This is a genomic window from Macrococcoides goetzii, assembly GCF_002742385.2.
Classification (GTDB): domain Bacteria; phylum Bacillota; class Bacilli; order Staphylococcales; family Staphylococcaceae; genus Macrococcoides; species Macrococcoides goetzii.
The window spans coordinates 317,600-339,633 of the sequence record NZ_MJBI02000001.1 but is presented as its reverse complement, the minus strand read 5'-3'; the positions used below and the strand labels follow the sequence as shown (position 1 = coordinate 339,633).

Below are 22,034 nucleotides of genomic sequence, written 5' to 3'. Positions count from 1 at the left end.
CCCTATTTAAAAAAAGCTATTTCTTTTGTGAAATAGCTTCAATAATTTCATTTAAATAATAATGCTCAAGATTATCTAATGTATTAAATTTTAACATGTATCTTGTGCTAAAGTAACTTAAAAAGAAAATTGTAAGCATTAACAACATCAGCATAGATGGAAAGATAAAGCCTTCAGATGATTTGATACGTAATTGTATGCTTGTTGAAACGTTCAATAGACAGGAAAACTGCATTATCACGTATTTCAAAATATGCATTTTTAACTCCTTCTAACATAATAATATATCCCTCTTGGTTAAGCTTTCTGATGATACGCTGTTTGTGATATAGATATTGTATAATATCATCCTCCGTATATATCCAAAGCTGATTATTTACTATTTCTACATAGTCGGCATTACTTAGTTCTTCATAAAGATCTCTTTGGAACATTGCATTATTAACATCAAAATGATCTGTGCTTTTTCCACTTAATTGATAAATATTCATATAAATGAGCGGTAACAAACTCATAATCATTATTATAATCGATAAATTGATCATCATTTCAATCATCGTGAAACCGTTACTTCTTCTTAATGCAGTATACTTTATCTTTCTTATAACAGATCTGGTCACCTTCAATGAAACCACCTCTTTCATTGATGACTATTTCTACATATGCCAAGCGATACTTTTCCAGAGATTGTTTCTTTTGCTCATAAGTATGAGATAATGTGAAATACATTGGCAATAAAGATAAAGTAATTAAAGCAACAACTGAAAAAGAAAGAAAACTATCAATCAGCATAAATCCATCATACTTTTTCAATTCGTATTCTTCCTCTGTGTAACTGTACAACGATTTGATAAAGTGTATCACCAATATAATATTTAATCGTTCCACCTGTTCTAACTCCATTATTCTTAAAAATGATTTCACTATTTGCTAAATTATTTCCTTCATATATTTCACCTTGATTAATTATATATTTACTATTAATCCCTAAAACTTTGGATTGAATATAGATTGTATCGTTCTTAGGTGGGAACGATACAACTATAACTTCACCTGTTTCATAAGATTTCGTCTGATAATAATTTAATAAAGAAATAATTTCATCGTTAATTTCTTCATCTTTTACTTTATTTTCATCAAATTTTGTAACTGGAACGATGATTATGATGATGACGATGATTAACAATACAAGTAATGATTCAATATAACTAAATCCATTATTGTTTTTGTGCCACCGCTTCTCCATTTTCAATATTGATTGGATCACCATTTTTACATTTCACCTGATTTTCCTTTAAAAATTCCGGTACAAGTTCATTAATCGACGTTGGCGTCTTTCCATTCTGAAGTTTATATGCTTCTATTTGTCCTTGTACCATCTTCACCTGTGCTGTACAGCCTGTATTCTGAACATTATCAGATTGTTTTGCGATATTTGGAATAATCACAATGATCAATACCGAAATAACAAGCAAAACAAGCAGCATTTCTATTAAAGTAAATCCATCATTCTTACTGAATTGATTTTTAAAAGATCGAACAAAATGATTACTATGTGTTTTAATAAATTTATACATTGTTATTCCTCCTATTGAATGCCTTCCATCATCTGGAGCATCGGTAATATAATGACTAAATACATTGCGACAATTAATAATCCTAAAACAATAAAGATGATTGGCTGGATACTTTTAATCAATTTGAAAATTTTCAGTTCAAATTTTTTAAAGACGTACTGGCTATAATATTCGAGTTCTCTATCTAACTTCGAATTCTTCTCGCCATGCTGGATAAATTGAATCATAGACTTTTCAAATAACTGCAATTTAGAAACTGCATCTGGAAGTGCTTCACCTTTGATCAATTCCTGGTTAATGCAAGCTGCAATATAACTTAACGTTTGATCATTCTTTTGACCTTCTAAAATTGAGATGACGTTTTTCATCATGACACCATTACTTAAAAAGAATGAAAGTTCAGCACTTACACGATAAGTTATAAATAAACGAAACAGTTGATTAATAATCGGAATTTTTTTAATGGTATAAAGTTGATTTTTAATATTGGATTTTTTAAAAATAAGAAAATAATAAAGTATAAGAAAAATGAGAAGTATTATTGTATATATAATTATTTGTGGAAGTGTATATAGTATATTTGTAAGGATTATGAGTTCTTTGCTTAAAGTCACACCCATAGAACTATACATATTTTTAAATTGTGGGAGTACAGTATGATTAACCGTAATGATTAATGCGATAAATATAATGATAAGTACTAACGGATATTGAATTGTCTTTATAAACTGCTGTTTCAGTTTCCGTTTTGAAAGATTATAAGCATAGCAATGTTTTAACGTTTCGTTAACGTTTCCAAATGATTCACTGAAATGAACCTGCATTACGATATGATTACTATAATTTAATAACTTCAGACAATCTGATAAAGATTTGCCTTGTTCAAGTGCAGTTAATACTAATTTCTTATCTGAAGATTTTACTTCATCATATTGAGAAAATAAAAATTTAATTGCTTCATATTGTGTAAAGCCGTTTTGTGTCATCTCACTTAAGCGGATTAAAAAATCATCTTCATATACTTTTAATTTGTTTCTATTCCAAAGCATAACGTTCATACTCCAGCTGCGTAATCTTTTCTTCGTCATGCAAAACTTGCAATTGTTCAGATAAAGGATGATAATGTTGAACTTTTCTATCATTTAAATAATCACGTACATCGCTTTTTATCAACTGCTCAAAAATACGTGTTCGATTTGTTGTAGTATTAACTAATCGCTGATTAATGATTATTTCCAGACACTGCTCAAGTTCAACTTTTGTTACCCCCATTTCCATCAACCGATGAATAGCACCAAAACATGTATTTGCATGAAGTGTTGACAACACAAGATGACCACTTAAACTTGCATTGATGACTTGTTTTGCAGTTTCAGCATCACGAATTTCTCCTATCATAATAATATCTGGATCACAGCGAAGAATGGCCTTTATTGCGTTCTGATATGTTATATTAGCTTTTTTATTTACATTGATTTGAATCATACCTTGAATTCTCTGTTCAACGGGATCTTCAATCGAAATAATCTGTTTATTTAAATTTAGCGCTGCATAATTTAACATTTGGTACATCAATGTACTTTTTCCGCATCCCGTAGGACCACTAATCAAAATTAATCCGCTTCCTTTATGCATTAAAGATAATAATTCCTGTTCGATTGAAATATTTTGACTAAATAATGCTGGAATTATTCGCATTACACAAGCTTCATGTCCAATCGTATGCGGTAATGTCGATGTTCTGATATTATAAAGTATTTCGTCCTTCTCATAGGTCAATATACCGCTCTGTGCTCTGTTTTTTTCAGAAACATCAAGATGCGTTATAAATTTTACATATGATAATAATTTTTCGAATTGTTCAGTATTTAACTGATTATAAGCATACATATTACCCCCAATTCTGAATTTCATCATGACATTATCTGCTGCGGGTATAAAGTGTACATCTGAAGTTTTTTTAGTGATTGCATCATTCAATATTGTATGTAATAGTTTTTCCATAAATCCCTCCTCTACATTAATATCGGGAACTTCTTCTATTTTATTTTTTTCCATCAGAATTTTTATTTCATTAATTTATTTTCCTATGAAACAATCGTATCAATCCAATTATTCCCATTGATTTTACAAAATTAGAGGTTTACTTATTAAATGCTTATCTTTATAATAATAAGTGATATGAAGAGTTTGAATATAGGGGGAATAACCATATGGATAAAGTTTTTAAAACTTTAGGATTCTGGACAGCGATATTTGCAGTAATGTTCTACGTTGGCGGTATGTCGATGATGTCATTCATTTTCGTTGCTCAAACTGGATTTTTTGTATTATTAGGTTACTTAAAATTAACTGAAAGAATGTATATGTATATTTTTGCAGCATACTTAGTAGTATGTTTCGTAGGATTCACATACTATTCAACTTTCTTATTAGAGCCAAGTTTTGGCCATCACGAATAAAACCTTCCTTAACGGAAGGTTTTTTTAATAGCCATTTAAAAACGGATTACGATTCATCTCATGTTGGATTGTCGTATAGGATCCATGTCCCGGACAAATAATAAATTGCTCATCTAGTGTCATGAGCTGTTGATCAATACTATTTAATAACTGCTGTGTGTTACCCTCGTATAAATCTGTACGACCAATACTTTCCTTGAATAAGGTATCCCCTACTATTGCAAAGTCATCAAATATAAAAGATTGACTACCTGGAGAATGTCCAGGTGTATGACGCACATCAAACGTAAATGAACCAATCGTTTGCTGCCCAAGTTGCATTATTAAAGGTTTTGTCTTCGCAATAACTGGTTCTAAACCATACTGCTTAAATTTTTCTGACCCATTTTTAATCGTATCCGTTAACCAGTATTGCTCTTCTTGCGAAACATAAACTGGTACATTAAATTGCTCACAAATCGCATCTACTGCGCCTATATGATCAAAATGTGTATGTGTGAGAATAACAGCGATCACTTTCTTCTCTAGTGGTAAAACAGCATCGATAATCTTTTCTGGTTCGTCTCCAGGATCAAATATTAATATTTCAGATTCATTATGTAAAATATAACAATTTGTTTGTATTTGACCTAAAGGTAATTTAATTTTATCCATAAGTAGTTCCTCCTAAAAAATGTACTCGACAAAGTTATTTATTAATTATACAATATTAATGATAATAAAAGTAATTTCATGGGGGTTATGTTATGCCGTTTATTAACACAGGCGAATTATTTGAAATCTTTGGTACAAAAATTCATATTGGTGTAAATATCTTTTCACTTTTAATGTTAGCAGTATTTTTCTTATCAATCAAAGCTTTATTAAATGCTGTTAAATCTAAAAATGTATTAGGCATTATCTTTGGCTTATTAGCTACTTTATCATTTGGATTCTTTTCACTAGCAACAATCTTCACATACGGATATCCAATTTTACATCACTAAAAATAAAACCAGGACATTTTGTCCTGGTTTTATTTTTTATTTCAGATGTTTATTTACTGCATCTATCTTGTCAATCATCTTTCGTTTTTTATCTCTTCTGTCATCAATTCTAATATTTGTACATACACGATCTAATCCCTGCTTAAAAGGTGACTCATGTATAGCTTCTAATGCCATAAGACACTCGTGTAGTTCTCCTTCAATCAATGTACTCATCGGTGTTAACATATAATCGATTTTGCCCTGCTGCTTTAATTCTTCTAATATTACTTGAATTTCCGCGATATACTTACTCACACTGATCGACTTACCATCCAAAGGAATTACTACTACATCAATAATTGCCATTATACTTGCTCCTTTTTCACATATTGTTTGATCAAACCTGCAGCACCAATAATTCCAGCATCATTGCCTAAAGTCGCTGTTACAATTTTAGTACCTTGCGTTGCAGGCGTAAATGTTATTTCACGATAAACATCTTCAATATGCTGAATTAAGAAATCACCAGCTTTAGATACACCACCACCAATGATGATATATTTAGGATTCGTTACAACACTGAATACACTTAATGCATACGCTAAATTTCTCGCAACTTTCTTTATAACGTATGTCGCAAATTCATCTCCTGCTTTAGCAGCATCAAATACCATTTTAGCCTGTAATGTTCTATTTTTTATCGCTTCTTCAATCACTGTCTGAAATTGTAGTTCAGCATAGTAATGATAAGATAGATTAACAACACCTGTTGCACTTGCAACTGTTTCTAGACAACCTTTCTTTCCACAATTGCATTGGAATCTTTCTTTAATATCAACTTTAAAATGACCCAGCTCTCCGCCAGAACCATTGTGACCATGGACAAGTTCATTGTTACTTATTATACCACCACCGACACCTGTACCAAGCGTCACGCAAATAACATCAGGTTCATTCTGTCCAGCACCTTTAAATTTTTCTCCTAAAGTTGCTACATTAGCGTCGTTGTCAACATAGACCGGTAATCCACTTAACTTTTCAAATTGTTCTTTTATATTGATTTTTCCATGCCAGTTTAAATTAATCGCTCCATTAACAACACCAGTTTTAAAATCAATTGGACCGGGAACACCTAAACCTATACCAAGAACATCCTCCATATTATAATTTTTGTGTTTCGCGTTAACTATAAATGAATCATAAACATTCTTCAAAATGCTTTCTCCATTATTTTCGGTTTTGGTTGGAATCTCCCATTTATGAAGAATTTCTAAAGTTTCATCAAGAACACCTAACTTGCAAGTTGTTCCTCCAATGTCCGCTGCTAAAATAATCATAATTTTCCCATCTTTCTCTGATTTAATATTAAACGTGCCTGCACAAACTGTTCATTCGTAATAATACCGGCATCATGTAAAGATTTTATCTCCTGATTCATCATTTCAATCGTGTCTTTTTCATCTTTAAAATATATAATAATACCAAATTGTTTAAGTAACTGTTGCACATCGTAAAATGACTGCATTGTTTCACCTGAATTCTTTAAATTCTTTTTGAAGTTTTATATAAGAAGATATTCTATTGCGTTGAATTGCCTTGTTCAAATATTTATTAGCGCTATCATAATCATCCATTGCACGCATAGCCAAAGCCATCTGATAGTTTAATTTATCGCTATCAGGAAACTTGTTCAATCCTTTTTTCCATTCAGCAATACCGTTTGATAAACTTTCCTGTTTTGTCTTCAGCAAACCATAATATACATATGTTTCGTCATTATCATAACCTTTTTGAATAGTAGTAGTTAGAATTTCCTTCGCATCCTGATCATTTCCTGCAGCTATGGCCTGTGCAGCAAATTCATTATAAATATGGTGTTCTTTTTCAGAAAAAATATTAAAGAGTAACAAAATTACTATAATACCTAAACCAGCACTCATCCATTTAAAATACTGACTTTTCATATTATATAAATGTATTAGCATTGCAATGAACAAACCGCCAAATAAACCACCAAAATGAGCATAGTTATTAACATTGGCAAATAAAGAACTTGCTGCAAGATAGATAATACTACCTATTAGTATTTGCATAATAAATTTTTTATCAAATTTCCCACTAAAGATGATATACGCTATTGCTGCACCCATCAATGCACAAATAGCTCCACTTGCTCCAACAGATATAGAAGTCGTATCAAATGCCAGAGAAACTAAATTACCTATAATACCACCACAAATATATATCAGAAGATACTGCCTTTTTAGATATAAATATTCTATAATTTTGCCGAGAATAAATAGTGACATCATATTAAACAATAAATGCTGAAAATCAAAATGGAGAAACATTGAAGATATCACTCTGTAATAATCACCATGCACAAAATTAAAATGCGTTAAGCCACCTTTTTCAACGAGCGTATCGACTTTATGCGTCATATGCCAAATATTCATTGCAATGAAACTAATGATATTGATTAAAATCAATAAATAAGTAAGCGGTGTAAACTTAATCATAGCAGTATCTATCGGATTTTTTTTGATCACTCTATTTTGATACCACGAGACAGATTGTGGCTTTGTTTTACTCGATATTGCTTTAAAAGGTGTATTTAGTGTTTGTTTCACTGACAGAGTATCCGGACATGATATCACTTTAATATTTAAAGGCATCTCATTGATTTGAATTTCCTGATTGATAAGCAATATTTCATAATGTTCAACCGGATGACTTACTAAATGCTCAATTTCTTCATGATGATCCATTATTTTCTGAACCATAAACATCGTTGATTGTGCTGTTTGTTTACTGAGTATTATACGTTTTAATGTTTTTTTACTACGACTATACAGCCATATATCATCCAATGCCTCTGAAGTTGTTATAAAATCATAATCAGTATATTTTATATATTCATAGATGTTTTTCCATATAAACTTCTCTGATATCATTGATTGTCCTCATTAATTATTATTCTTTTCTCAGTAATAAGCATTGAAACTGGTATATCATGTGATTCAATCAACACTTCACCAAGTTGAAGTTCGAAGATTAAACTTACTGTTTGCCCTGTATACTGACTTAAAAATTTATCATAATATCCTCCACCGTATCCAATACGATAGCCATATTCATTGAAAATGACACCTGGAACAATAAGTAATTCTGGCTGCGTACCAACTTCCTGCTGATGGTTCATGATATCTATACCAAATGAATCCTTTACAATATCTTCTTTAGAAGTAAATCTTACAAAATGCATCTGTTTCGTTTTATAGTCGCAATATGGGACATACACTTTTTTACCAAGACCTACTGCATATTCTATTAACCATCTCGTATCTAATTCATGATCCATACTCATCGTGATACCAATAGAATTCGCATTTCTAAATACATCTTCATTAATAAAAGTATGTATTATCGAATCTTCTTTTTCAGTTTTATTTTGGTTATGCTTTAACTGCGCAAGCATCGCTAATCGTAATTCTTTTTTATCTGAATTAATCGTCATTTTTTCACCTCATTTATATTATACAATATATCATACAGAATGGAATGCACATAAAAAAACAGACATGAAAATTCATGTCTGCTCAAAAAATTATTTAGTTTCTCTGTGTAAAGTTTTTTTATTGTCTCTTGCACAGTATTTTGACATTTCAATACGTTCTGGGTTATTACGTTTATTTTTTTTAGTGATGTAGTTTCTTTCACCACATTCAGTACAAGCTAAAGTAACATTAACGCGCATAGTTGTTCCCTCCTCACGTTTCTAAATATCCATACGACTTTTCTATAATAACATGTGTCGCATGAATTATCTAGTACTAATTTATGAATTAGTTAAATCTTTCACCAGTTATCGTGAAATAAACACTTTCAGCGATATTTGTGATGTGATCACCAATTCTTTCAAGGTAACGACCAGCTAAATGTGCTTGTCCAGAAATATATGGATCATTGTCGATTAAATATGCACTATTAATAATTTCTTTATATAAATCATCAATATCATTATCTCGCTCAATAATTTCTTTAACTAAATTCACATCATTATTTTTGTGTGCTTCTTTAAGATCAGCTAGCATTAACATACTAAGTTTTCCCATTGTTTTAAGACGCATCAAAATATATTCATCTTCAAATTTTACTCTTTTACGAATCTTAGCTATATTTACTGCATTATCTGCCATTCTTTCAAGTTCTGAAGATATTTTACTTGAAGATAAAATCATTCTTAAGTCTGTAGCAATGGGTTGTTGTTTTGTAATTAAACTGATAATCTGGTCGTCTATATCACTTTCGATAGCATTAATAACCTGATCATGTTCAATAATTTCTCTAGCAACAGATTTTTCATCATCACTTAATACATTAATACTTTTTTCGATAGCTCTATAAACTTCATCGGCAAGTTTTAAAACACTTTTTTCTAAATGTTGTAAACTTTCTTCGTATATTTCTCTCATATCAACCAAACCTTCCTGAAATATAACGTTCTGTTTGTTCGTCAGCTGGGTTAGAGAAGATTTTATCCGTTGTATCATACTCGTTTACATAACCATTTAAGAAGAATGCTGTTTTGTCTGAAATACGAGCAGCTTGTTGCATGTTATGCGTAACGATAATGATTGAATATTGATTTTTAATCTCCTGAACTAACTCTTCTACTTTTAAAGTTGAAATTGGATCTAATGCAGATGTAGGCTCATCCATTAAAATAACATCTGGTTCAATTGCTAAACAACGAGCAATACAAATACGTTGTTGTTGTCCACCAGATAAGCCATATGCATTTTTATCTAATCTATCTTTTGTTTCATCCCAAATCGCAGCACCACGAAGTGATTTTTCAACGATTTCATCTAAGATTTTTTTATCAGTGATCCCATGGATTCTTGGCCCATAAGTAATGTTATCATAAATAGATTTTGGGAATGGATTAGGCTTTTGGAAGACCATACCTACTCTAGTTCTTAAATGTTCTACTTTATAACTTTTATCGAAGATATTATCTCCACGGTATAGAATTTCTCCTGAAGTTCTTACGCTTGGAATTAATTCGATCATGCGGTTTAAAGTTTTAATATAAGTTGATTTACCACAACCTGATGGTCCGATAATTGCTGTAACTTCATTTTCTAAAATATCTAAATTGATATTTTGTAATGCATGATGATCACCATACCATAAATCTAAATTCTTTGTTTGATAAACAATATTACGATTTGTTGGATTTGGTGTTTGTCCTGTTACGATATTGCGTTCTTTTTTTACATTTTCACTACCTGCATTATTTACTGTTTCAGTTGTAACGATTACTTTTTCATTATTCTTTACATCATTTGAAACTTTTACGTTGTTATTCATTATAAGACCCCTCTCAATTTAAAAACTAGAATTTTTTCTGATATTTATTACGGATAAAAATAGCAATTGAGTTCATGGCAATTAACATGATTAATAGCACGATAATCGCAGCTGAAGATACAAACTGGAATTCAGCTTTCGGCAATTTAGCCCATGTAAAGATTTGCATTGGTAAAGCCTGGAATCTGTCCATAATACTATCAGGTGTTTTCATGAAGATAGTTGGAATACCGATTACTACTAATGGTGCAGTCTCACCAATGGCACGAGATAAAGCTAAAATTGTACCCGTTAAAATACCAGGAATAGAAGCTGGTAATACAACATTTGTAATCGTCTGCCATTTCGTTCCACCTAATCCTAATGAAGCTTCACGAATTGCATTAGGTACTGCTCTAATCGCTTCCTGACTAGAAACGATAATAACCGGTAAAATCATTAATGACATTGTAAGTGCTGCTGCTAAAACCGACTTTCCAAGTGAAAGTGATTCAATACCAGCACCACGTACAAATAACGTTAATCCTAATAAGCCAAATACAACTGATGGTACAGATGCTAAGTTAGCGATATTAACTTTAATAAATCTAGTAAATGCATTATCTTTTGCATATTCTTCCATGTAAATAGCTGTTGCCACACCTAAAGTTACGGCAATAGGTGCAATTGTCATCATTAGCCATAATGTTCCGATTAAAGCACCTTTAATACCTGCTTTTTCTGGTGTTGTAGATGAGAAGTTTGTAAAGAACTGAGGCGTTAAATATCCTGCCCCTTTACGAATAATATCAAATAATAAAATTGCCAGTACAACTAAACCAATCATTGTACATAAGAAGAAAAGAAATTTAACAATTTTATTTTTTGACAGTCTGCCAGAGAGTTTCTTTTCAACTGTTTCATGACTAATTAATTCCATATTAATACTCCTCTCTGAATCGTTTTGTAACCCATTGTGAAATGAAGTTCATAATTAATGTAAATACGAATAATGTAAATCCTACTGCATAGATACTGTAGTAGATATCAGATCCGTAAGTAGCATCACCAGTCGCAACCTGAACGATAAATGCTGTCATCGTTTGTAATGAGTTTGTGAAATCTAAAGAGAATTCTGGTGAACTACCAGCAGCAAGTGATACGATCATTGTTTCTCCGATTGCACGTGATACCGCTAATACGATAGAAGCTAAAATCCCAGATAATGCTGCAGGGAAAACTACTTTAATAGCAGTTTCTAATTTCGTCGATCCTAAACCTAAAGCTCCTTCACGAATTGCTTGAGGTACTGCACTCATCGCATCTTCAGATAATGAAGCAATCATCGGTACAATCATAATACCAATTACTAAACCAGGACTGATTGCATTAAAACTTCCTAAGTCTGGCCATACTGAACGTAATAACGGCGTTACAAATGTTAATGCAAAGAATCCATAAACGATTGTTGGAATCCCCGCTAAGATTTCTAAAATAGGTTTAATAATTCTTCTCGCACGGTCACTTGCATATTCACTTAAATATAATGCTGCACCTAAACCAACAGGGACTGCAAATATTGTAGCGATAAATGTTACTTTTAATGTTCCTAAAATTAATGAGATAATACCAAATTTCGGATTTTGGCCAAACGCATTCCATTCTTTTTCAAGGAAAAAGTCTGCAAATGAAACACGGGTAAAGAACGTAATTGTTTCAGTTAATAATGTAATCAGGATTCCAATTGTCGTTAAAATTGAAATTGAAGCAATGACAGCTAAAATTGTTGGAATCATCTTTTCAATGATGTTTTTCGAAGATCCTTTACTCTTGTTTTGAGCAATTAAATCTTGTACAGAAATTTTATTTTCCATAGTTTAGACTCCTTCATTTTAAAAGGGACGAAAAATTTCGTCCCTTAGAAAAATTTCATATTTGAATAATTATTAAGTTAATAATTATTTAATACCTTCTAATGTTTTTAAAGATTTTTCATATTCTGCATCTTCTAATGCAACATATCCAGATTCAGTTGAAGCATCTTTTGCTTTTTCTAAAGCAAATTTCATAAACTCTTTAAATGCCTTGTTTTCTTTTAAAGAATCATTTTTAGCATAGATGAATAATGGACGACTTAATGGATAAGAACCATCTTTAACTGATTCTTCAGTCGCTTCTACACCCTCACCTTTACCTTCTTTTTGAATTTTAACAGCTTTTAAGTTATCTTTGTTTTCTTGATAGAAATTATATCCGAAGAAACCGATACTAGTTTTATTATCTTGTACTGATTTAACGATTACGTTAGTATCAGCATTTTTCTCAGCTTTAATTTCACCTTCATCTAATACTTCTTCACTAAAGAAGTCATAAGTACCATGTGATTGGTCAGGAGAGAATGCTTTAATTTCTTCAGCTGGGAAGTCAGCACGAACATCTTTCCAAGTTTTAGCTTTTCCAGAGTAAATCTTAGCTAACTCTTCAAATGTTAAGTAATCTACAAAATCATTATCTTTATTTACAGCAACAGTTAATCCATCTGAAGCGATTTTAAATTCAGTATATTCAATTTTTTTATCTTCTAAAGCTTTTTTCTCTTCATCTTTAATATCACGAGATGCGTTAGAGAAGTCAGTTTCTCCAGCGATGAATTTCTCAAAACCACCACCAGTACCTGATGTTCCTATAGCAACCTCAACATTAGGATATTCAGCATTGAATTCTTCATTAATTTTTTCAGTTACTGGTGCAACAGTCGATGAACCGTCTCCAGCTACTTTACCTTCAATATCTTTAGCAGCTGTATCAGTACTAGCACCTTTATCTTCAGAAGCATTATTTTCTTTCTTGTCAGCTGCTCCACCACAAGCACCTAATAATAATGCAGTACCTAAAACAGTTGTTGAACCTACTAATTGCCATTTTTTCATTTTGAAAGTCCTCCTAATTGAATAGACGAATAATTTGTATTTGTTTATTACACTACTTACTATAGTGTAAGATTGTTAATTCAAGATGAATGTAATGTAAATTTTATGTAAAGAAAAAAGACAATGCATAATCGCATTGCCTTTTACTCAAGAAATCTTATTCATTTAAACCAATTTAATTTATGGATTTACTGCCTCAATATTACTTTGCTCTGCACCATTTGATATTGCACTTTGTACACCAGAAGTACCTGTTTCTATCAATTTAGTTCTCTTACCCGTTTTGTCTTTAAAATATTCATTTATTATATCTCTTCCCAAATCTCCTCCAGGTAACCAAGGTGGTGGAACAGGTTGATTTGTATAGATGATAGCGAAACTCATACTCGGTTTGTCCATAGGAGCATAGCCGATATACGTTGAATTAACACGAGATTTACCATCCTGGAAAACTTCAGCTGTTCCGGTTTTCCCAGCACTTTTTACTATCGTATTAGCAAAACTTTTATAGCCTGTACCTAGTTCGTTATTAAAGGCCATATCGAACCCATCTTTCACCTGATCAATTTCTTCTTGTGAATTATTTATTCGATTCAATACTTTTCCTTTAATACTTTCTTTAATTGGTCCTATTTTATCTGTCTTTGAAGCTGCACGAACTTCTTTAACTAGGTGTGGCTGTATACGATAACCATCATTAGCAATTGTTGAAACATACTGCGAAAGTTGTAAAGGAGTATATGTATCATATTGTCCGATCGCTAAGTCCAGATAATTACCCGGATTATTCTTCAGCGTACCTGTTTGACCTGTTACTTCATTTGGTAAATCAATACCAGTTTTAACACCTAATCCAAATTGATTTAAGCCTTTTCTTAGTTTTAATCCTACTTCTGTTATATCAGCAGGTAACGACATATTGTTAGAATAATTTAAACCCGCCATCTTTAATGCCGTCTTAAACATATATACGTTTGACGAGTGCATTAATGCTTCTTTATCATTGATTTCTATTTTGCCTGTTGGATTAAAATATGAACGTTTTTCTACGCCACCTTTAAATACTAAAGGTTGGTCAATCATATCCTCTCCAACATTTATCGCATTATTACTATATCCAGTAAGTAATGTTGCACCTTTTACCGTAGACCCAACTGCATATTGAGATGTAAATGTCCCATAATGATAGTCTGATATCTTACCATTCTTATCAATTTGCCTTCCAGCTAATGCAAGAATATCTCCATTATTAGGATCCTGTACGACTACTAAAACTTTATCCATCGATTTGGCATTCATAGAGCGTAAAAGTTGAATATGCTTATCTACTAATTTTTCAACTTGAAGTTGTAGATCTATATCAATAGATAAAACCAGATCATTTCCTCTTGATCCTTCAGAAATCACTTCTGAATTGATGATTTTCCCTGATTTATCTGTTAAATAACGCATCTTTTTCTTTTTACCTCGTAACACATTTTCATATTGAAATTCGAGATAACTTTGTCCTACTCTATCATTACGCGAATATCCTTTAGATAAATAATAGTCTACTAATTCTTTAGGTAATCCCTCTTCTTTTGATGAAACATTTCCAAACATTGTACGTAACGTCTTACCATAAAGATATTTTCTGTCCCAGTCCATCGTAGTATTCACACCAGGCAATTCACTTAAATTCTGAGAAACTAATGCATATTCTTTTTCTGATACATTATCGTTTCTAATAATTTGAGGACTTAACTGACTACCACTGCTCATTTCGCGAAAAATTGCTGCTATTTCTAATTCATCTTGTGACATTGATTTCAATTTCTCTTCTGTTAACTTTCTATAAACCGCTTCATTATATTCATCCTGAGAAATTTCACCGGTATCAAATAATTGTAATTCTTTCTTCATCAACTGATCCACTTCATCTTTATGCGTCAATATAAAGAAATCCTGCTTATCTCTTAAAGTCAATGCATCTGTAGGCATAGACATCAATTTATGTAATTTCTTTGCAGTATCAAGCATTTCACTGCGACTTGTCATACGGTCACGTGTGTATGTAATCGCTTTCTTTGAAGTATTATCAACCAACAGTTTACCATTGCGATCATAAATTCTGCCTCTTGGAACTGATTCATTTACTTCTATATTTTCATTATTATCCACTGCTTTTTTATACGTTTCACCTTTAACAATCTGAAGGTATCCTAATCTAAGAACAAGGATGATTAATAATGAAACAATTGCCATAAAAATAACGCTGATTCGACGGTTCATCAGTCGCTTTTGTTTAAGTTCATTTGATTCTTGTTTAACACGTTTCAAAGGAAATCCCCCATCACTAACCATTTATCTTTTAATAATATATGAATTAACACATATTTTCTATATTTTTGATATAAAAAGAAAAATAAAGAGACATTTCAGATGAAATGTCTCTCCATTATAACGAATTATGATTTACTACTATTTAGCAGCTAAATATAATTCGTTTACTTTTTCCCAGTTTACTACATTCCAGAATGCTGCAATATAGTCTGGACGTTTATTTTGATAGTTTAAGTAATAAGCATGTTCCCAAACATCTAAACCTAAAATCGGTGTTTTACCTTCCATTAAAGGATTCTCTTGGTTTGGTGTAGAAACTACTTCTAATTCTCCATTGTTTACTACTAACCAAGCCCAACCAGAACCAAAACGTGTTGTTGCAGCTTTAGCGAATTCTTCTTTAAAAGCATCTAAAGAACCAAATTTAGCGTTGATTGCATCAACTACTTCACCTGTAGCTTCTTTACCTGGTGCAAGTAAAGTCCAGAATAATGAGTGATTATAGTGTCCACCACCATTATTTACAACAGCTGTTTTCTTATCAGCAGGTACTTCGTTAATTTTTTTCATTAAATCTTCGATAGAAAGATCCGCAAATTCTGTTCCTTCTACTGCAGCATTCAAGTTAGTAACGTAAGTGTTATGGTGTTTCGTATGGTGAATCTCCATAGTTTCTTTATCGATGTGTGGTTCTAATGCATCATATGCATATGGTAATTGTGGTAATTCAAAAGCCATAATTAATCATCCTCCTTAAGTTTTAAGTACATATTTATCATATCAACTTAAGATAGCGTTCTCAACTACTTTGCTTATATATCAAAATGATTATTTTTGATAGAATAAAAGTGTTGTCTTATCTCCATACATCTAAAACATTCAAGGAGGAAATAATTTGTATTTTAAGCACCTGAAAAGGTTAATGAAGCCTAAACAATACCCTTTTTTCAGAACAGTAAAGCTCAGATATATTTTTTTACATATATTAATCATTGCAATTCTTTTCTCTATTCCAAATAGTATTCATTATTACAATGCCATTAATGTTGCAAATCAGATGGTAGAAAATAAACAGCATGAGATACCTGACTTTAAAATTAAAGATAATGTGCTTGTCTTGAAGGAAGAACAAATAATTGATGTCCCACCTTATAAAATTTTATTTTCAAATAAAAAACAATCACCTGAAAATCATGTCATGTCGTTTCAGAAATACGGGATACAGGTAGATGAATCAACTTTCTTGTCTTATTTAAATTTGCCGATGTTTCATGACAAAACGACTTTTATCACTTTTTTAAAAACATATACTGCTTCTAGTTACTTTTATCTGTCAATCATTATCGGTTTCCTGATTTTCATTCAATTTATCACTACTGTCATAAAAATTATTTTTATCAGTACAGTTGCTCATGTTATCTCAGTGTTATTCAAAAGAAAATCTCGATTTATGAACTGGCTTAAAATAACAACATTTTTATTAACACTACCTTCGATTATTTTATTTTTAGGGTTATTGAATATAAAATACAATGCGGTATTCATTATAAGCTCATGGACAGTACTAACAGTCCTCATTTTAGCGACTGTACATTATTTACCTCGTAAAAAGTAAAGTTTGAATCTTAAAACAAAACAATACAATTTAATGTTAATATTCTATATAATAAATATGTTATGACATTATTCATACTTAAAATTAAAGGAGTTTTATAAATGCCTGAAATCACACATAGAAGAAATACACGTCCAGTGAAGGTTGGGGATCTTACAATTGGTGGAAGTGATGAGCTTATCATTCAAAGTATGACGACAACGAAAACGCATGACGTTGAAGCGACTGTTGCAGAAATTAAGCGTCTTGAAGAAGCAGGTTGTCAAATTGTACGTGTAGCTTGTCCAAAAGAAGAAGATGCACTGGCAATTGCAGAAATTAAAAAACAAATTAATATCCCACTTGTTGTGGACATTCATTTTGATTATAAATTAGCTTTACTAGCTATCGAAGGTGGCGCTGATAAAATCCGTATCAATCCAGGTAATATCGGCCGTCGTGAAAAGGTAGAGGAAGTTGTAAAAGCATGTAAAGCAAAAGGAATACCAATCCGAATCGGAGTTAACGCCGGATCACTTGAAAAACATATCATTAAAAAATATGGTTATCCAACTGCAGATGGTATGGTTGAAAGTGCATTACATCATATAAAAATATTAGAAGACCTGGATTTTCATGATATCATCGTATCAATGAAAGCAAGTGACGTTAACTTAGCAATAGAGGCCTATACAAAAGCTGCACAAGCCTTTGATTATCCATTACATTTAGGTATTACTGAAAGTGGTACATTATTTGCAGGTACTGTTAAATCTGCAGCAGGTCTTGGTGCAATCATGAGTTTAGGCATCGGAAATACGTTACGTATCTCTTTATCAGCGGATCCTGTTGAAGAAGTTAAAGTAGCTAGAGAACTGTTGAAATCATTTGGTTTAGCAAGTAATGCAGCAACTTTAATTTCTTGTCCTACTTGTGGCCGTATCGAAATTGATCTCATCTCTATCGCAAATGAAGTAGAAGAATACATTTCAACGATTAAAGCTCCGTTAAAAGTTGCTGTGCTAGGCTGCGCAGTAAATGGTCCGGGCGAAGCACGTGAAGCAGATATTGGTATTGCAGGTGCGCGTGGTGAAGGCTTATTATTTATGAAAGGTAAAACAGTCAGAAAAGTACCCGAAGAAACAATGGTAGAAGAATTGAAGATTGAAATTGATAAATTAGCTGAGGAATACTTTAAAAAGCAAGCTGAAGAAAAATTAAATCAAGAGCAGGCAGTAAATGAATAAAAAGTTTCGTATGGGCATAGATATTGATGGTACAGTAACATGCCCTACTGCATTAGTACCTTATCTTCAAAGATCATTTAATAAGGATTTTAAATATGAAGATATTACCGAATATGATTTATCAAATGTACTGAACATTCCGGAATCAGAAATTTATCAGTGGTTTAAAGATTATGAACATGAAATATATAAATATTCTCCTGTTCATAATGATGCAGATCAGGTCTTATCGAATTGGGCCAATTATTATCAATTGATCTTTATTAGTGCCAGACATTCATACTTACACGAATTAACAATCGACTGGTTCAAAACACACAATGTTCCCTATCATCACATTGAACTTACAGGTTCGCATGAAAAGATAGAAACAGCAAGACGTCTGAAAGTTGATGCATTTTTTGAGGATAAACTTGATAATGCTATTGAAATTCATAACGCATTAAACATTCCAGTGTATTTATTTGATACACCTTATAATCAAAGTGAATTACCAGCTGGCGTTACAAGAATAAAAACCTGGGTGGAATTAGATACTTTAATTAAAAAACAATTTCCAATAAAAAATGGAGAAGACAGTTAATTGTCTTCTCCATTTTCTTATTTACATCGCTCACATAATCCATATAGCTCAATTTTATGACTATGGATTTCAACGTTATCAAGTTCTGCTTCAAATGTGGCAATCGGACAAAATTCAACGACACGTGTTTCACCGCATTTTTCACAAATAAAATGATGATGATGATGTGTCGTACAAGAGAGTCTAAATTTCTTTTCACCATCAAGTTCTGTCACTTCGATAATATTTAATTCATCAAATAAATTTAAATTTCTATAAATTGTATCAAATGAAATACCTGGATATTTCTCATTTAGAACTTCCTGCATTTGTTTGGCATTAAGGTATTTGCTTGTATCATGTAACATATTTATCATATCACGACGTTTGTCCGTATATTTATGTCCATTGTCTTTTAAAACTTTAATCGCATCATCAGTATTCATTTGACATACCTCCTTTTTCTTTCATATTACTGATTGAAAGGGCAAAAAGCAACACTAATACAAGCAGCATTACAATTACCCCACCGGGAGATATATCTAAATAAAAAGCAATAATAAGTCCGATTAAGACCGAACATTCGCCTATCACAACACTCCAAAGCATCAGATGCTTATAGCCTTTTGCAAAACGCATTGCACTTGCTACTGGAAGTGTGATTAAACTACTTACTAAAAGAATACCAACAACACGCATTGATGCAGAAATAACAAGCGCCACCATCAGCATAAATAAAATATGTACGAACTTCGGTACACCAATTATTGCTGCATATTCCTCATCAAAAGATAGAATAAACAACTCTTTATATAATACAAAGATAAATACAAGCACTAAAACAAAGATTGCTAAAATAATAAATACATCATTTAAAGTTACTGCACTGATACTTCCGAATAAATAGCCAAAAAGATCCTGATTAAATCCATCAGCAAATGAAATGAAGATAACGCTCAATCCAATTCCAAAACTCATGATTATCGGTATCGCCAACTCCTGATAATGCTTATAGAGAGAGCGCAATTTTTCGATTAACAGAGAGCCTGTTATTGAGAATAATATCCCAGTCCATACCGGATTAATTGTAACTGCAATAAGTTTAGATAATAGCATTCCAAATGCTATACCACCAAGTGTAACATGGCTTAATGCATCTGCAATTAAAGAAAGACGACGTACTACTATAAATGTCCCGATTAATGGTGCAAGAATTCCTATCAGCATCCCACTCAGAAATGAATAGCGGATAAAATCAAATTCCCACAAAGCTTCTATTAAGCTCATTGACAACACTCCCTACTATGATTATGGTCAACAAATTGTACAGGATGACCATAAATTTTAGAGATTTCAACTTCATCTAAAGACTTGAATTGATGTGTTGTCCCGTGGAAATGAAGATGTTGATTGAGACAGGCAACTTGAGTGGCTGTATCCACGACTACACCTATATCATGCGTAACCAGCAAAATTGTGATTCCTTCCATTTTAAGTTGCGCAAGTAATTCATAGAACTGTGCTACATGTTTTGCATCAATACCAACTGTCGGTTCATCGAGTACTAATACAGAAGGATTTGAAATGAGTGCACGTGCAATAAATACACGTTGCTGTTGACCACCAGAAAGCTGAGATATATTTTTATCTTTTAAATGCGTGATATTTAATCGTTCCAGCATCGCTTCAACTTTTTGTTCATCCAGTTTATTAAATTTTTTAAATAACGGTTTAATTTGAATTAAACCACTTCTTACAACTTCAAATACCGTAGCCGGGAAACCACCACTGCTCGCGTTTGCTTTTTGAGAAACATAACCGATACCTGTCAGTTTTTTTTGTGATTTCATATTTTTACCGTTCATATAAATGCTGCCTGATTGTACCCTTAATATCCCCAGGATTAATTTTAACAATGTTGACTTACCTGAACCATTCGGTCCTACAATCGCCAGAAAATCTCCCGGATAGATACTGATGTTAATATCTGATAATGCTACTTTATCTGGATATCGATACGATACATTTCGAATTTCAAATATTGGCTCCAATTGCTTCAGTCCTTTTTGAGATAAAAAACAAGCATTAATCAAAGATTAATCCCTGTTTTAAATTTTATTGATGAATAATTTTTTCTAGTAAATCTGCATCAAACTGATTATTTTTAATCATTTCAATTTCAAATTTATACGGTGGCTTTTTATTCTTTTTATCATCGCCAACTTGAACATATGGTGTCTCTAAAATCTTAGGTACTTCTTTAAAGACTTCATGATAAACAATTTTTGATAATGCATCAAAACCAATGTTGCCAAATCCAAAATTTTCATGACGATCTTTACGCGCACCTTGAACATTTTTTGAGTCGTTTACATGTACAACTTTAATTCTATCAATACCGATAATTTTATCAAACGCTTCCAGCACACCGTCAAAATCATTGATAATATCATAACCCGCATCATGTGTATGACATGTGTCAAAACATACTGATAAACGCTCATTATTCTTAACACCTGAAATAATTTCAGCAAGCTCTTCAAATGATTTACCACATTCAGAACCTTTACCTGCCATCGTTTCTAATGCAATACGAACATCATTATTGTTAGATAAAACTTCATTTAAACCTTCAATAATTTTCTTGATACCAGCCTCTTCCCCAGCACCAACATGAGCCCCAGGATGAAGCACGATATCTTTTGCTCCAATTGCTTCTGTACGCTCAATCTCTTTTTGAAGAAACTCAACACCCAGTTCAAAAACTTCAGGTTTTACTGTGTTAGCGATATTGATGATATAAGGTGCATGCACAACAATGTTCGATAAATTATTTTCTTTCATAAATGCAAGACCAGCATCTATGTTTAAATCTTCTATCGGTTTACGACGTGTGTTTTGAGGTGCACCTGTATATATCATAAATGTGGAAGCATTGTAGCTCGCTGCTTCTTCTGCTGCAGCAAGCAACATTTTTTTTCCGCTCATTGATACATGAGATCCAATTAGCATGTTAA

The 22,034-nt window shown here is 32.0% G+C and carries 29 protein-coding genes; 5 read left to right on the top strand and 24 right to left on the bottom strand.

Annotated elements, in window-relative coordinates:
* Positions 1-173: 173 nt before the first annotated feature.
* The 6 genes from BFS35_RS01770 to comGA are packed head-to-tail and all read right to left on the bottom strand — an operon-like array spanning position 174 to position 3,581.
* Positions 174-620, bottom strand: coding sequence for a competence type IV pilus minor pilin ComGF (locus BFS35_RS01770; RefSeq protein ID WP_158554229.1), 447 nt, complete (start codon positions 618-620; stop codon positions 174-176).
* Positions 568-813 carry a hypothetical protein gene (locus BFS35_RS13750; RefSeq protein ID WP_133446746.1) on the bottom strand — a complete coding sequence of 82 codons (246 nt, stop codon included), beginning with the start codon at positions 811-813 and terminating at the stop codon, positions 568-570. The genes BFS35_RS01770 and BFS35_RS13750 overlap by 53 nt, the downstream gene beginning before the upstream one ends.
* Positions 800-1,270 carry a hypothetical protein gene (locus BFS35_RS01765; RefSeq protein WP_158554228.1) on the bottom strand — a complete coding sequence of 157 codons (471 nt, stop codon included), beginning with the start codon at positions 1,268-1,270 and terminating at the stop codon, positions 800-802. Before BFS35_RS01765 ends, BFS35_RS13750 begins: the two co-directional genes overlap by 14 nt.
* Positions 1,218-1,577 carry a competence type IV pilus major pilin ComGC gene (comGC, locus tag BFS35_RS01760; RefSeq protein ID WP_099578431.1) on the bottom strand — a complete coding sequence of 120 codons (360 nt, stop codon included), beginning with the start codon at positions 1,575-1,577 and terminating at the stop codon, positions 1,218-1,220. The genes BFS35_RS01765 and comGC overlap by 53 nt, the downstream gene beginning before the upstream one ends.
* An 11-nt stretch (positions 1,578-1,588) precedes the next feature.
* Positions 1,589-2,665 carry a competence type IV pilus assembly protein ComGB gene (gene comGB / locus BFS35_RS01755; protein WP_158554227.1) on the bottom strand — a complete coding sequence of 359 codons (1,077 nt, stop codon included), beginning with the start codon at positions 2,663-2,665 and terminating at the stop codon, positions 1,589-1,591.
* Entirely contained in the window at positions 2,613-3,581 is a 969-nt protein-coding gene (gene comGA, locus BFS35_RS01750; protein ID WP_099578435.1) for a competence type IV pilus ATPase ComGA, read from the bottom strand. The genes comGB and comGA overlap by 53 nt, the downstream gene beginning before the upstream one ends.
* A 209-nt stretch (positions 3,582-3,790) precedes the next feature.
* On the opposite strand from comGA, the gene BFS35_RS01745 reads away from it, so the two are divergent.
* Complete coding sequence (locus BFS35_RS01745; RefSeq protein ID WP_099578437.1) at positions 3,791-4,039, top strand: DUF2626 domain-containing protein; 249 nt, start codon at positions 3,791-3,793, stop codon at positions 4,037-4,039.
* Between the two features lie 24 nt (positions 4,040-4,063).
* Here the strand turns inward: BFS35_RS01745 and BFS35_RS01740 are convergent, their stop codons facing one another.
* The gene (locus tag BFS35_RS01740) at positions 4,064-4,693 is read right to left on the bottom strand and encodes an MBL fold metallo-hydrolase (protein WP_099578439.1); all 630 of its coding nucleotides are present in this window, start codon (positions 4,691-4,693) and stop codon (positions 4,064-4,066) included.
* Positions 4,694-4,785: 92 nt separating this feature from the next.
* Between BFS35_RS01740 and BFS35_RS01735 the strand changes: the two genes are divergently transcribed.
* Positions 4,786-5,025: a DUF2759 domain-containing protein gene (locus tag BFS35_RS01735; protein WP_096076359.1), complete on the top strand. Its 240-nt coding sequence runs from the start codon at positions 4,786-4,788 to the stop codon at positions 5,023-5,025.
* A gap of 36 nt (positions 5,026-5,061) precedes the next feature.
* Here the strand turns inward: BFS35_RS01735 and BFS35_RS01730 are convergent, their stop codons facing one another.
* From BFS35_RS01730 to BFS35_RS01670, 13 genes are all read right to left on the bottom strand, one after another.
* Positions 5,062-5,373: an MTH1187 family thiamine-binding protein gene (locus BFS35_RS01730; protein ID WP_099578441.1), complete on the bottom strand. Its 312-nt coding sequence runs from the start codon at positions 5,371-5,373 to the stop codon at positions 5,062-5,064.
* Positions 5,373-6,344 carry an ROK family glucokinase gene (locus tag BFS35_RS01725; RefSeq protein ID WP_099578443.1) on the bottom strand — a complete coding sequence of 324 codons (972 nt, stop codon included), beginning with the start codon at positions 6,342-6,344 and terminating at the stop codon, positions 5,373-5,375. The genes BFS35_RS01730 and BFS35_RS01725 overlap by 1 nt, the downstream gene beginning before the upstream one ends.
* On the bottom strand, positions 6,341-6,532 hold the full coding sequence (locus tag BFS35_RS01720) for a YqgQ family protein (protein ID WP_099578445.1): 192 nt from the start codon (positions 6,530-6,532) through the stop codon (positions 6,341-6,343). The genes BFS35_RS01725 and BFS35_RS01720 overlap by 4 nt, the downstream gene beginning before the upstream one ends.
* A gap of 4 nt (positions 6,533-6,536) precedes the next feature.
* Entirely contained in the window at positions 6,537-7,961 is a 1,425-nt protein-coding gene (locus tag BFS35_RS01715) for a rhomboid family protein (protein WP_099578446.1), read from the bottom strand.
* Positions 7,958-8,524 (bottom strand): 5-formyltetrahydrofolate cyclo-ligase, encoded by a 567-nt coding sequence (locus BFS35_RS01710; RefSeq protein ID WP_099578448.1) that lies wholly within the window; start codon positions 8,522-8,524, stop codon positions 7,958-7,960. The genes BFS35_RS01715 and BFS35_RS01710 overlap by 4 nt, the downstream gene beginning before the upstream one ends.
* Positions 8,525-8,614: 90 nt before the next feature.
* Positions 8,615-8,764, bottom strand: coding sequence for a 50S ribosomal protein L33 (gene rpmG / locus BFS35_RS01705; protein WP_096076353.1), 150 nt, complete (start codon positions 8,762-8,764; stop codon positions 8,615-8,617).
* Positions 8,765-8,852: 88 nt separating this feature from the next.
* On the bottom strand, positions 8,853-9,491 hold the full coding sequence (gene phoU, locus BFS35_RS01700) for a phosphate signaling complex protein PhoU (RefSeq protein ID WP_170137292.1): 639 nt from the start codon (positions 9,489-9,491) through the stop codon (positions 8,853-8,855).
* Complete coding sequence (gene pstB / locus BFS35_RS01695) at positions 9,484-10,383, bottom strand: phosphate ABC transporter ATP-binding protein PstB (protein WP_240628323.1); 900 nt, start codon at positions 10,381-10,383, stop codon at positions 9,484-9,486. Before pstB ends, phoU begins: the two co-directional genes overlap by 8 nt.
* A gap of 25 nt (positions 10,384-10,408) precedes the next feature.
* Positions 10,409-11,302: a phosphate ABC transporter permease PstA gene (pstA, locus tag BFS35_RS01690; protein WP_099578452.1), complete on the bottom strand. Its 894-nt coding sequence runs from the start codon at positions 11,300-11,302 to the stop codon at positions 10,409-10,411.
* Between the two features lies 1 nt (position 11,303).
* On the bottom strand, positions 11,304-12,236 hold the full coding sequence (gene pstC / locus BFS35_RS01685; RefSeq protein ID WP_099578454.1) for a phosphate ABC transporter permease subunit PstC: 933 nt from the start codon (positions 12,234-12,236) through the stop codon (positions 11,304-11,306).
* 84 nt (positions 12,237-12,320) lie between these two features.
* A complete protein-coding gene (locus tag BFS35_RS01680) occupies positions 12,321-13,292 on the bottom strand; it encodes a PstS family phosphate ABC transporter substrate-binding protein (RefSeq protein WP_099578456.1) in 972 nt (323 codons plus the stop codon).
* A gap of 180 nt (positions 13,293-13,472) precedes the next feature.
* Complete coding sequence (locus BFS35_RS01675; protein WP_240628369.1) at positions 13,473-15,563, bottom strand: peptidoglycan D,D-transpeptidase FtsI family protein; 2,091 nt, start codon at positions 15,561-15,563, stop codon at positions 13,473-13,475.
* Positions 15,564-15,752: 189 nt separating this feature from the next.
* Positions 15,753-16,352: a superoxide dismutase gene (locus tag BFS35_RS01670; protein ID WP_099578460.1), complete on the bottom strand. Its 600-nt coding sequence runs from the start codon at positions 16,350-16,352 to the stop codon at positions 15,753-15,755.
* Positions 16,353-16,509: 157 nt separating this feature from the next.
* Here BFS35_RS01670 and BFS35_RS01665 point away from each other — a divergent pair, with 157 nt between their 5' ends.
* The 3 genes from BFS35_RS01665 (at position 16,510) to BFS35_RS01655 (ending at position 19,038) form a co-directional block, all read left to right on the top strand.
* Positions 16,510-17,229 carry a DUF1189 family protein gene (locus tag BFS35_RS01665; protein ID WP_099578462.1) on the top strand — a complete coding sequence of 240 codons (720 nt, stop codon included), beginning with the start codon at positions 16,510-16,512 and terminating at the stop codon, positions 17,227-17,229.
* Between the two features lie 110 nt (positions 17,230-17,339).
* Positions 17,340-18,455, top strand: a complete 1,116-nt coding sequence (gene ispG, locus BFS35_RS01660; protein ID WP_199798213.1) for a flavodoxin-dependent (E)-4-hydroxy-3-methylbut-2-enyl-diphosphate synthase — start codon at positions 17,340-17,342, stop codon at positions 18,453-18,455.
* The gene (locus BFS35_RS01655; RefSeq protein ID WP_099578466.1) at positions 18,448-19,038 is read left to right on the top strand and encodes an LNS2 domain-containing protein; all 591 of its coding nucleotides are present in this window, start codon (positions 18,448-18,450) and stop codon (positions 19,036-19,038) included. The genes ispG and BFS35_RS01655 overlap by 8 nt, the downstream gene beginning before the upstream one ends.
* 17 nt (positions 19,039-19,055) lie before the next feature.
* Here the strand turns inward: BFS35_RS01655 and BFS35_RS01650 are convergent, their stop codons facing one another.
* From BFS35_RS01650 to BFS35_RS01635, 4 genes are all read right to left on the bottom strand, one after another.
* Positions 19,056-19,463, bottom strand: coding sequence for a Fur family transcriptional regulator (locus BFS35_RS01650; protein WP_099578468.1), 408 nt, complete (start codon positions 19,461-19,463; stop codon positions 19,056-19,058).
* Positions 19,453-20,304, bottom strand: coding sequence for a metal ABC transporter permease (locus tag BFS35_RS01645; protein WP_099578469.1), 852 nt, complete (start codon positions 20,302-20,304; stop codon positions 19,453-19,455). The genes BFS35_RS01650 and BFS35_RS01645 overlap by 11 nt, the downstream gene beginning before the upstream one ends.
* Entirely contained in the window at positions 20,301-21,068 is a 768-nt protein-coding gene (locus BFS35_RS01640; protein ID WP_099578471.1) for a metal ABC transporter ATP-binding protein, read from the bottom strand. The genes BFS35_RS01645 and BFS35_RS01640 overlap by 4 nt, the downstream gene beginning before the upstream one ends.
* 64 nt (positions 21,069-21,132) lie before the next feature.
* The gene (locus tag BFS35_RS01635; protein WP_099578473.1) at positions 21,133-22,029 is read right to left on the bottom strand and encodes a deoxyribonuclease IV; all 897 of its coding nucleotides are present in this window, start codon (positions 22,027-22,029) and stop codon (positions 21,133-21,135) included.
* Positions 22,030-22,034 lie beyond the last annotated feature (5 nt).

Excerpts from the sequence above, each read along its gene's own strand:
- BFS35_RS01765 (WP_158554228.1), bottom strand. The coding sequence starts at position 1,270 with ATGGTGATCCAATCAATATTGAAAATGGAGAAGCGGTGGCACAAAAAC.
- comGC (WP_099578431.1), bottom strand. The coding sequence starts at position 1,577 with ATGTATAAATTTATTAAAACACATAGTAATCATTTTGTTCGATCTTTT.
- comGB (WP_158554227.1), bottom strand. The coding sequence starts at position 2,665 with ATGACGAAGAAAAGATTACGCAGCTGGAGTATGAACGTTATGCTTTGG.
- comGA (WP_099578435.1), bottom strand. The coding sequence starts at position 3,581 with ATGGAAAAACTATTACATACAATATTGAATGATGCAATCACTAAAAAA.
- BFS35_RS01745 (WP_099578437.1), top strand. The coding sequence starts at position 3,791 with ATGGATAAAGTTTTTAAAACTTTAGGATTCTGGACAGCGATATTTGCA.
- BFS35_RS01740 (WP_099578439.1), bottom strand. The coding sequence starts at position 4,693 with ATGGATAAAATTAAATTACCTTTAGGTCAAATACAAACAAATTGTTAT.
- BFS35_RS01735 (WP_096076359.1), top strand. The coding sequence starts at position 4,786 with ATGCCGTTTATTAACACAGGCGAATTATTTGAAATCTTTGGTACAAAA.
- BFS35_RS01730 (WP_099578441.1), bottom strand. The coding sequence starts at position 5,373 with ATGGCAATTATTGATGTAGTAGTAATTCCTTTGGATGGTAAGTCGATC.
- BFS35_RS01725 (WP_099578443.1), bottom strand. The coding sequence starts at position 6,344 with ATGATTATTTTAGCAGCGGACATTGGAGGAACAACTTGCAAGTTAGGT.
- BFS35_RS01720 (WP_099578445.1), bottom strand. The coding sequence starts at position 6,532 with ATGCAGTCATTTTACGATGTGCAACAGTTACTTAAACAATTTGGTATT.
- BFS35_RS01715 (WP_099578446.1), bottom strand. The coding sequence starts at position 7,961 with ATGATATCAGAGAAGTTTATATGGAAAAACATCTATGAATATATAAAA.
- BFS35_RS01710 (WP_099578448.1), bottom strand. The coding sequence starts at position 8,524 with ATGACGATTAATTCAGATAAAAAAGAATTACGATTAGCGATGCTTGCG.
- rpmG (WP_096076353.1), bottom strand. The coding sequence starts at position 8,764 with ATGCGCGTTAATGTTACTTTAGCTTGTACTGAATGTGGTGAAAGAAAC.
- pstB (WP_240628323.1), bottom strand. The coding sequence starts at position 10,383 with ATGAATAACAACGTAAAAGTTTCAAATGATGTAAAGAATAATGAAAAA.
- pstA (WP_099578452.1), bottom strand. The coding sequence starts at position 11,302 with ATGGAATTAATTAGTCATGAAACAGTTGAAAAGAAACTCTCTGGCAGA.
- pstC (WP_099578454.1), bottom strand. The coding sequence starts at position 12,236 with ATGGAAAATAAAATTTCTGTACAAGATTTAATTGCTCAAAACAAGAGT.
- BFS35_RS01680 (WP_099578456.1), bottom strand. The coding sequence starts at position 13,292 with ATGAAAAAATGGCAATTAGTAGGTTCAACAACTGTTTTAGGTACTGCA.
- BFS35_RS01675 (WP_240628369.1), bottom strand. The coding sequence starts at position 15,563 with ATGAACCGTCGAATCAGCGTTATTTTTATGGCAATTGTTTCATTATTA.
- BFS35_RS01670 (WP_099578460.1), bottom strand. The coding sequence starts at position 16,352 with ATGGCTTTTGAATTACCACAATTACCATATGCATATGATGCATTAGAA.
- BFS35_RS01655 (WP_099578466.1), top strand. The coding sequence starts at position 18,448 with ATGAATAAAAAGTTTCGTATGGGCATAGATATTGATGGTACAGTAACA.
- BFS35_RS01650 (WP_099578468.1), bottom strand. The coding sequence starts at position 19,463 with ATGAATACTGATGATGCGATTAAAGTTTTAAAAGACAATGGACATAAA.
- BFS35_RS01645 (WP_099578469.1), bottom strand. The coding sequence starts at position 20,304 with ATGAGCTTAATAGAAGCTTTGTGGGAATTTGATTTTATCCGCTATTCA.
- BFS35_RS01635 (WP_099578473.1), bottom strand. The coding sequence starts at position 22,029 with ATGCTAATTGGATCTCATGTATCAATGAGCGGAAAAAAAATGTTGCTT.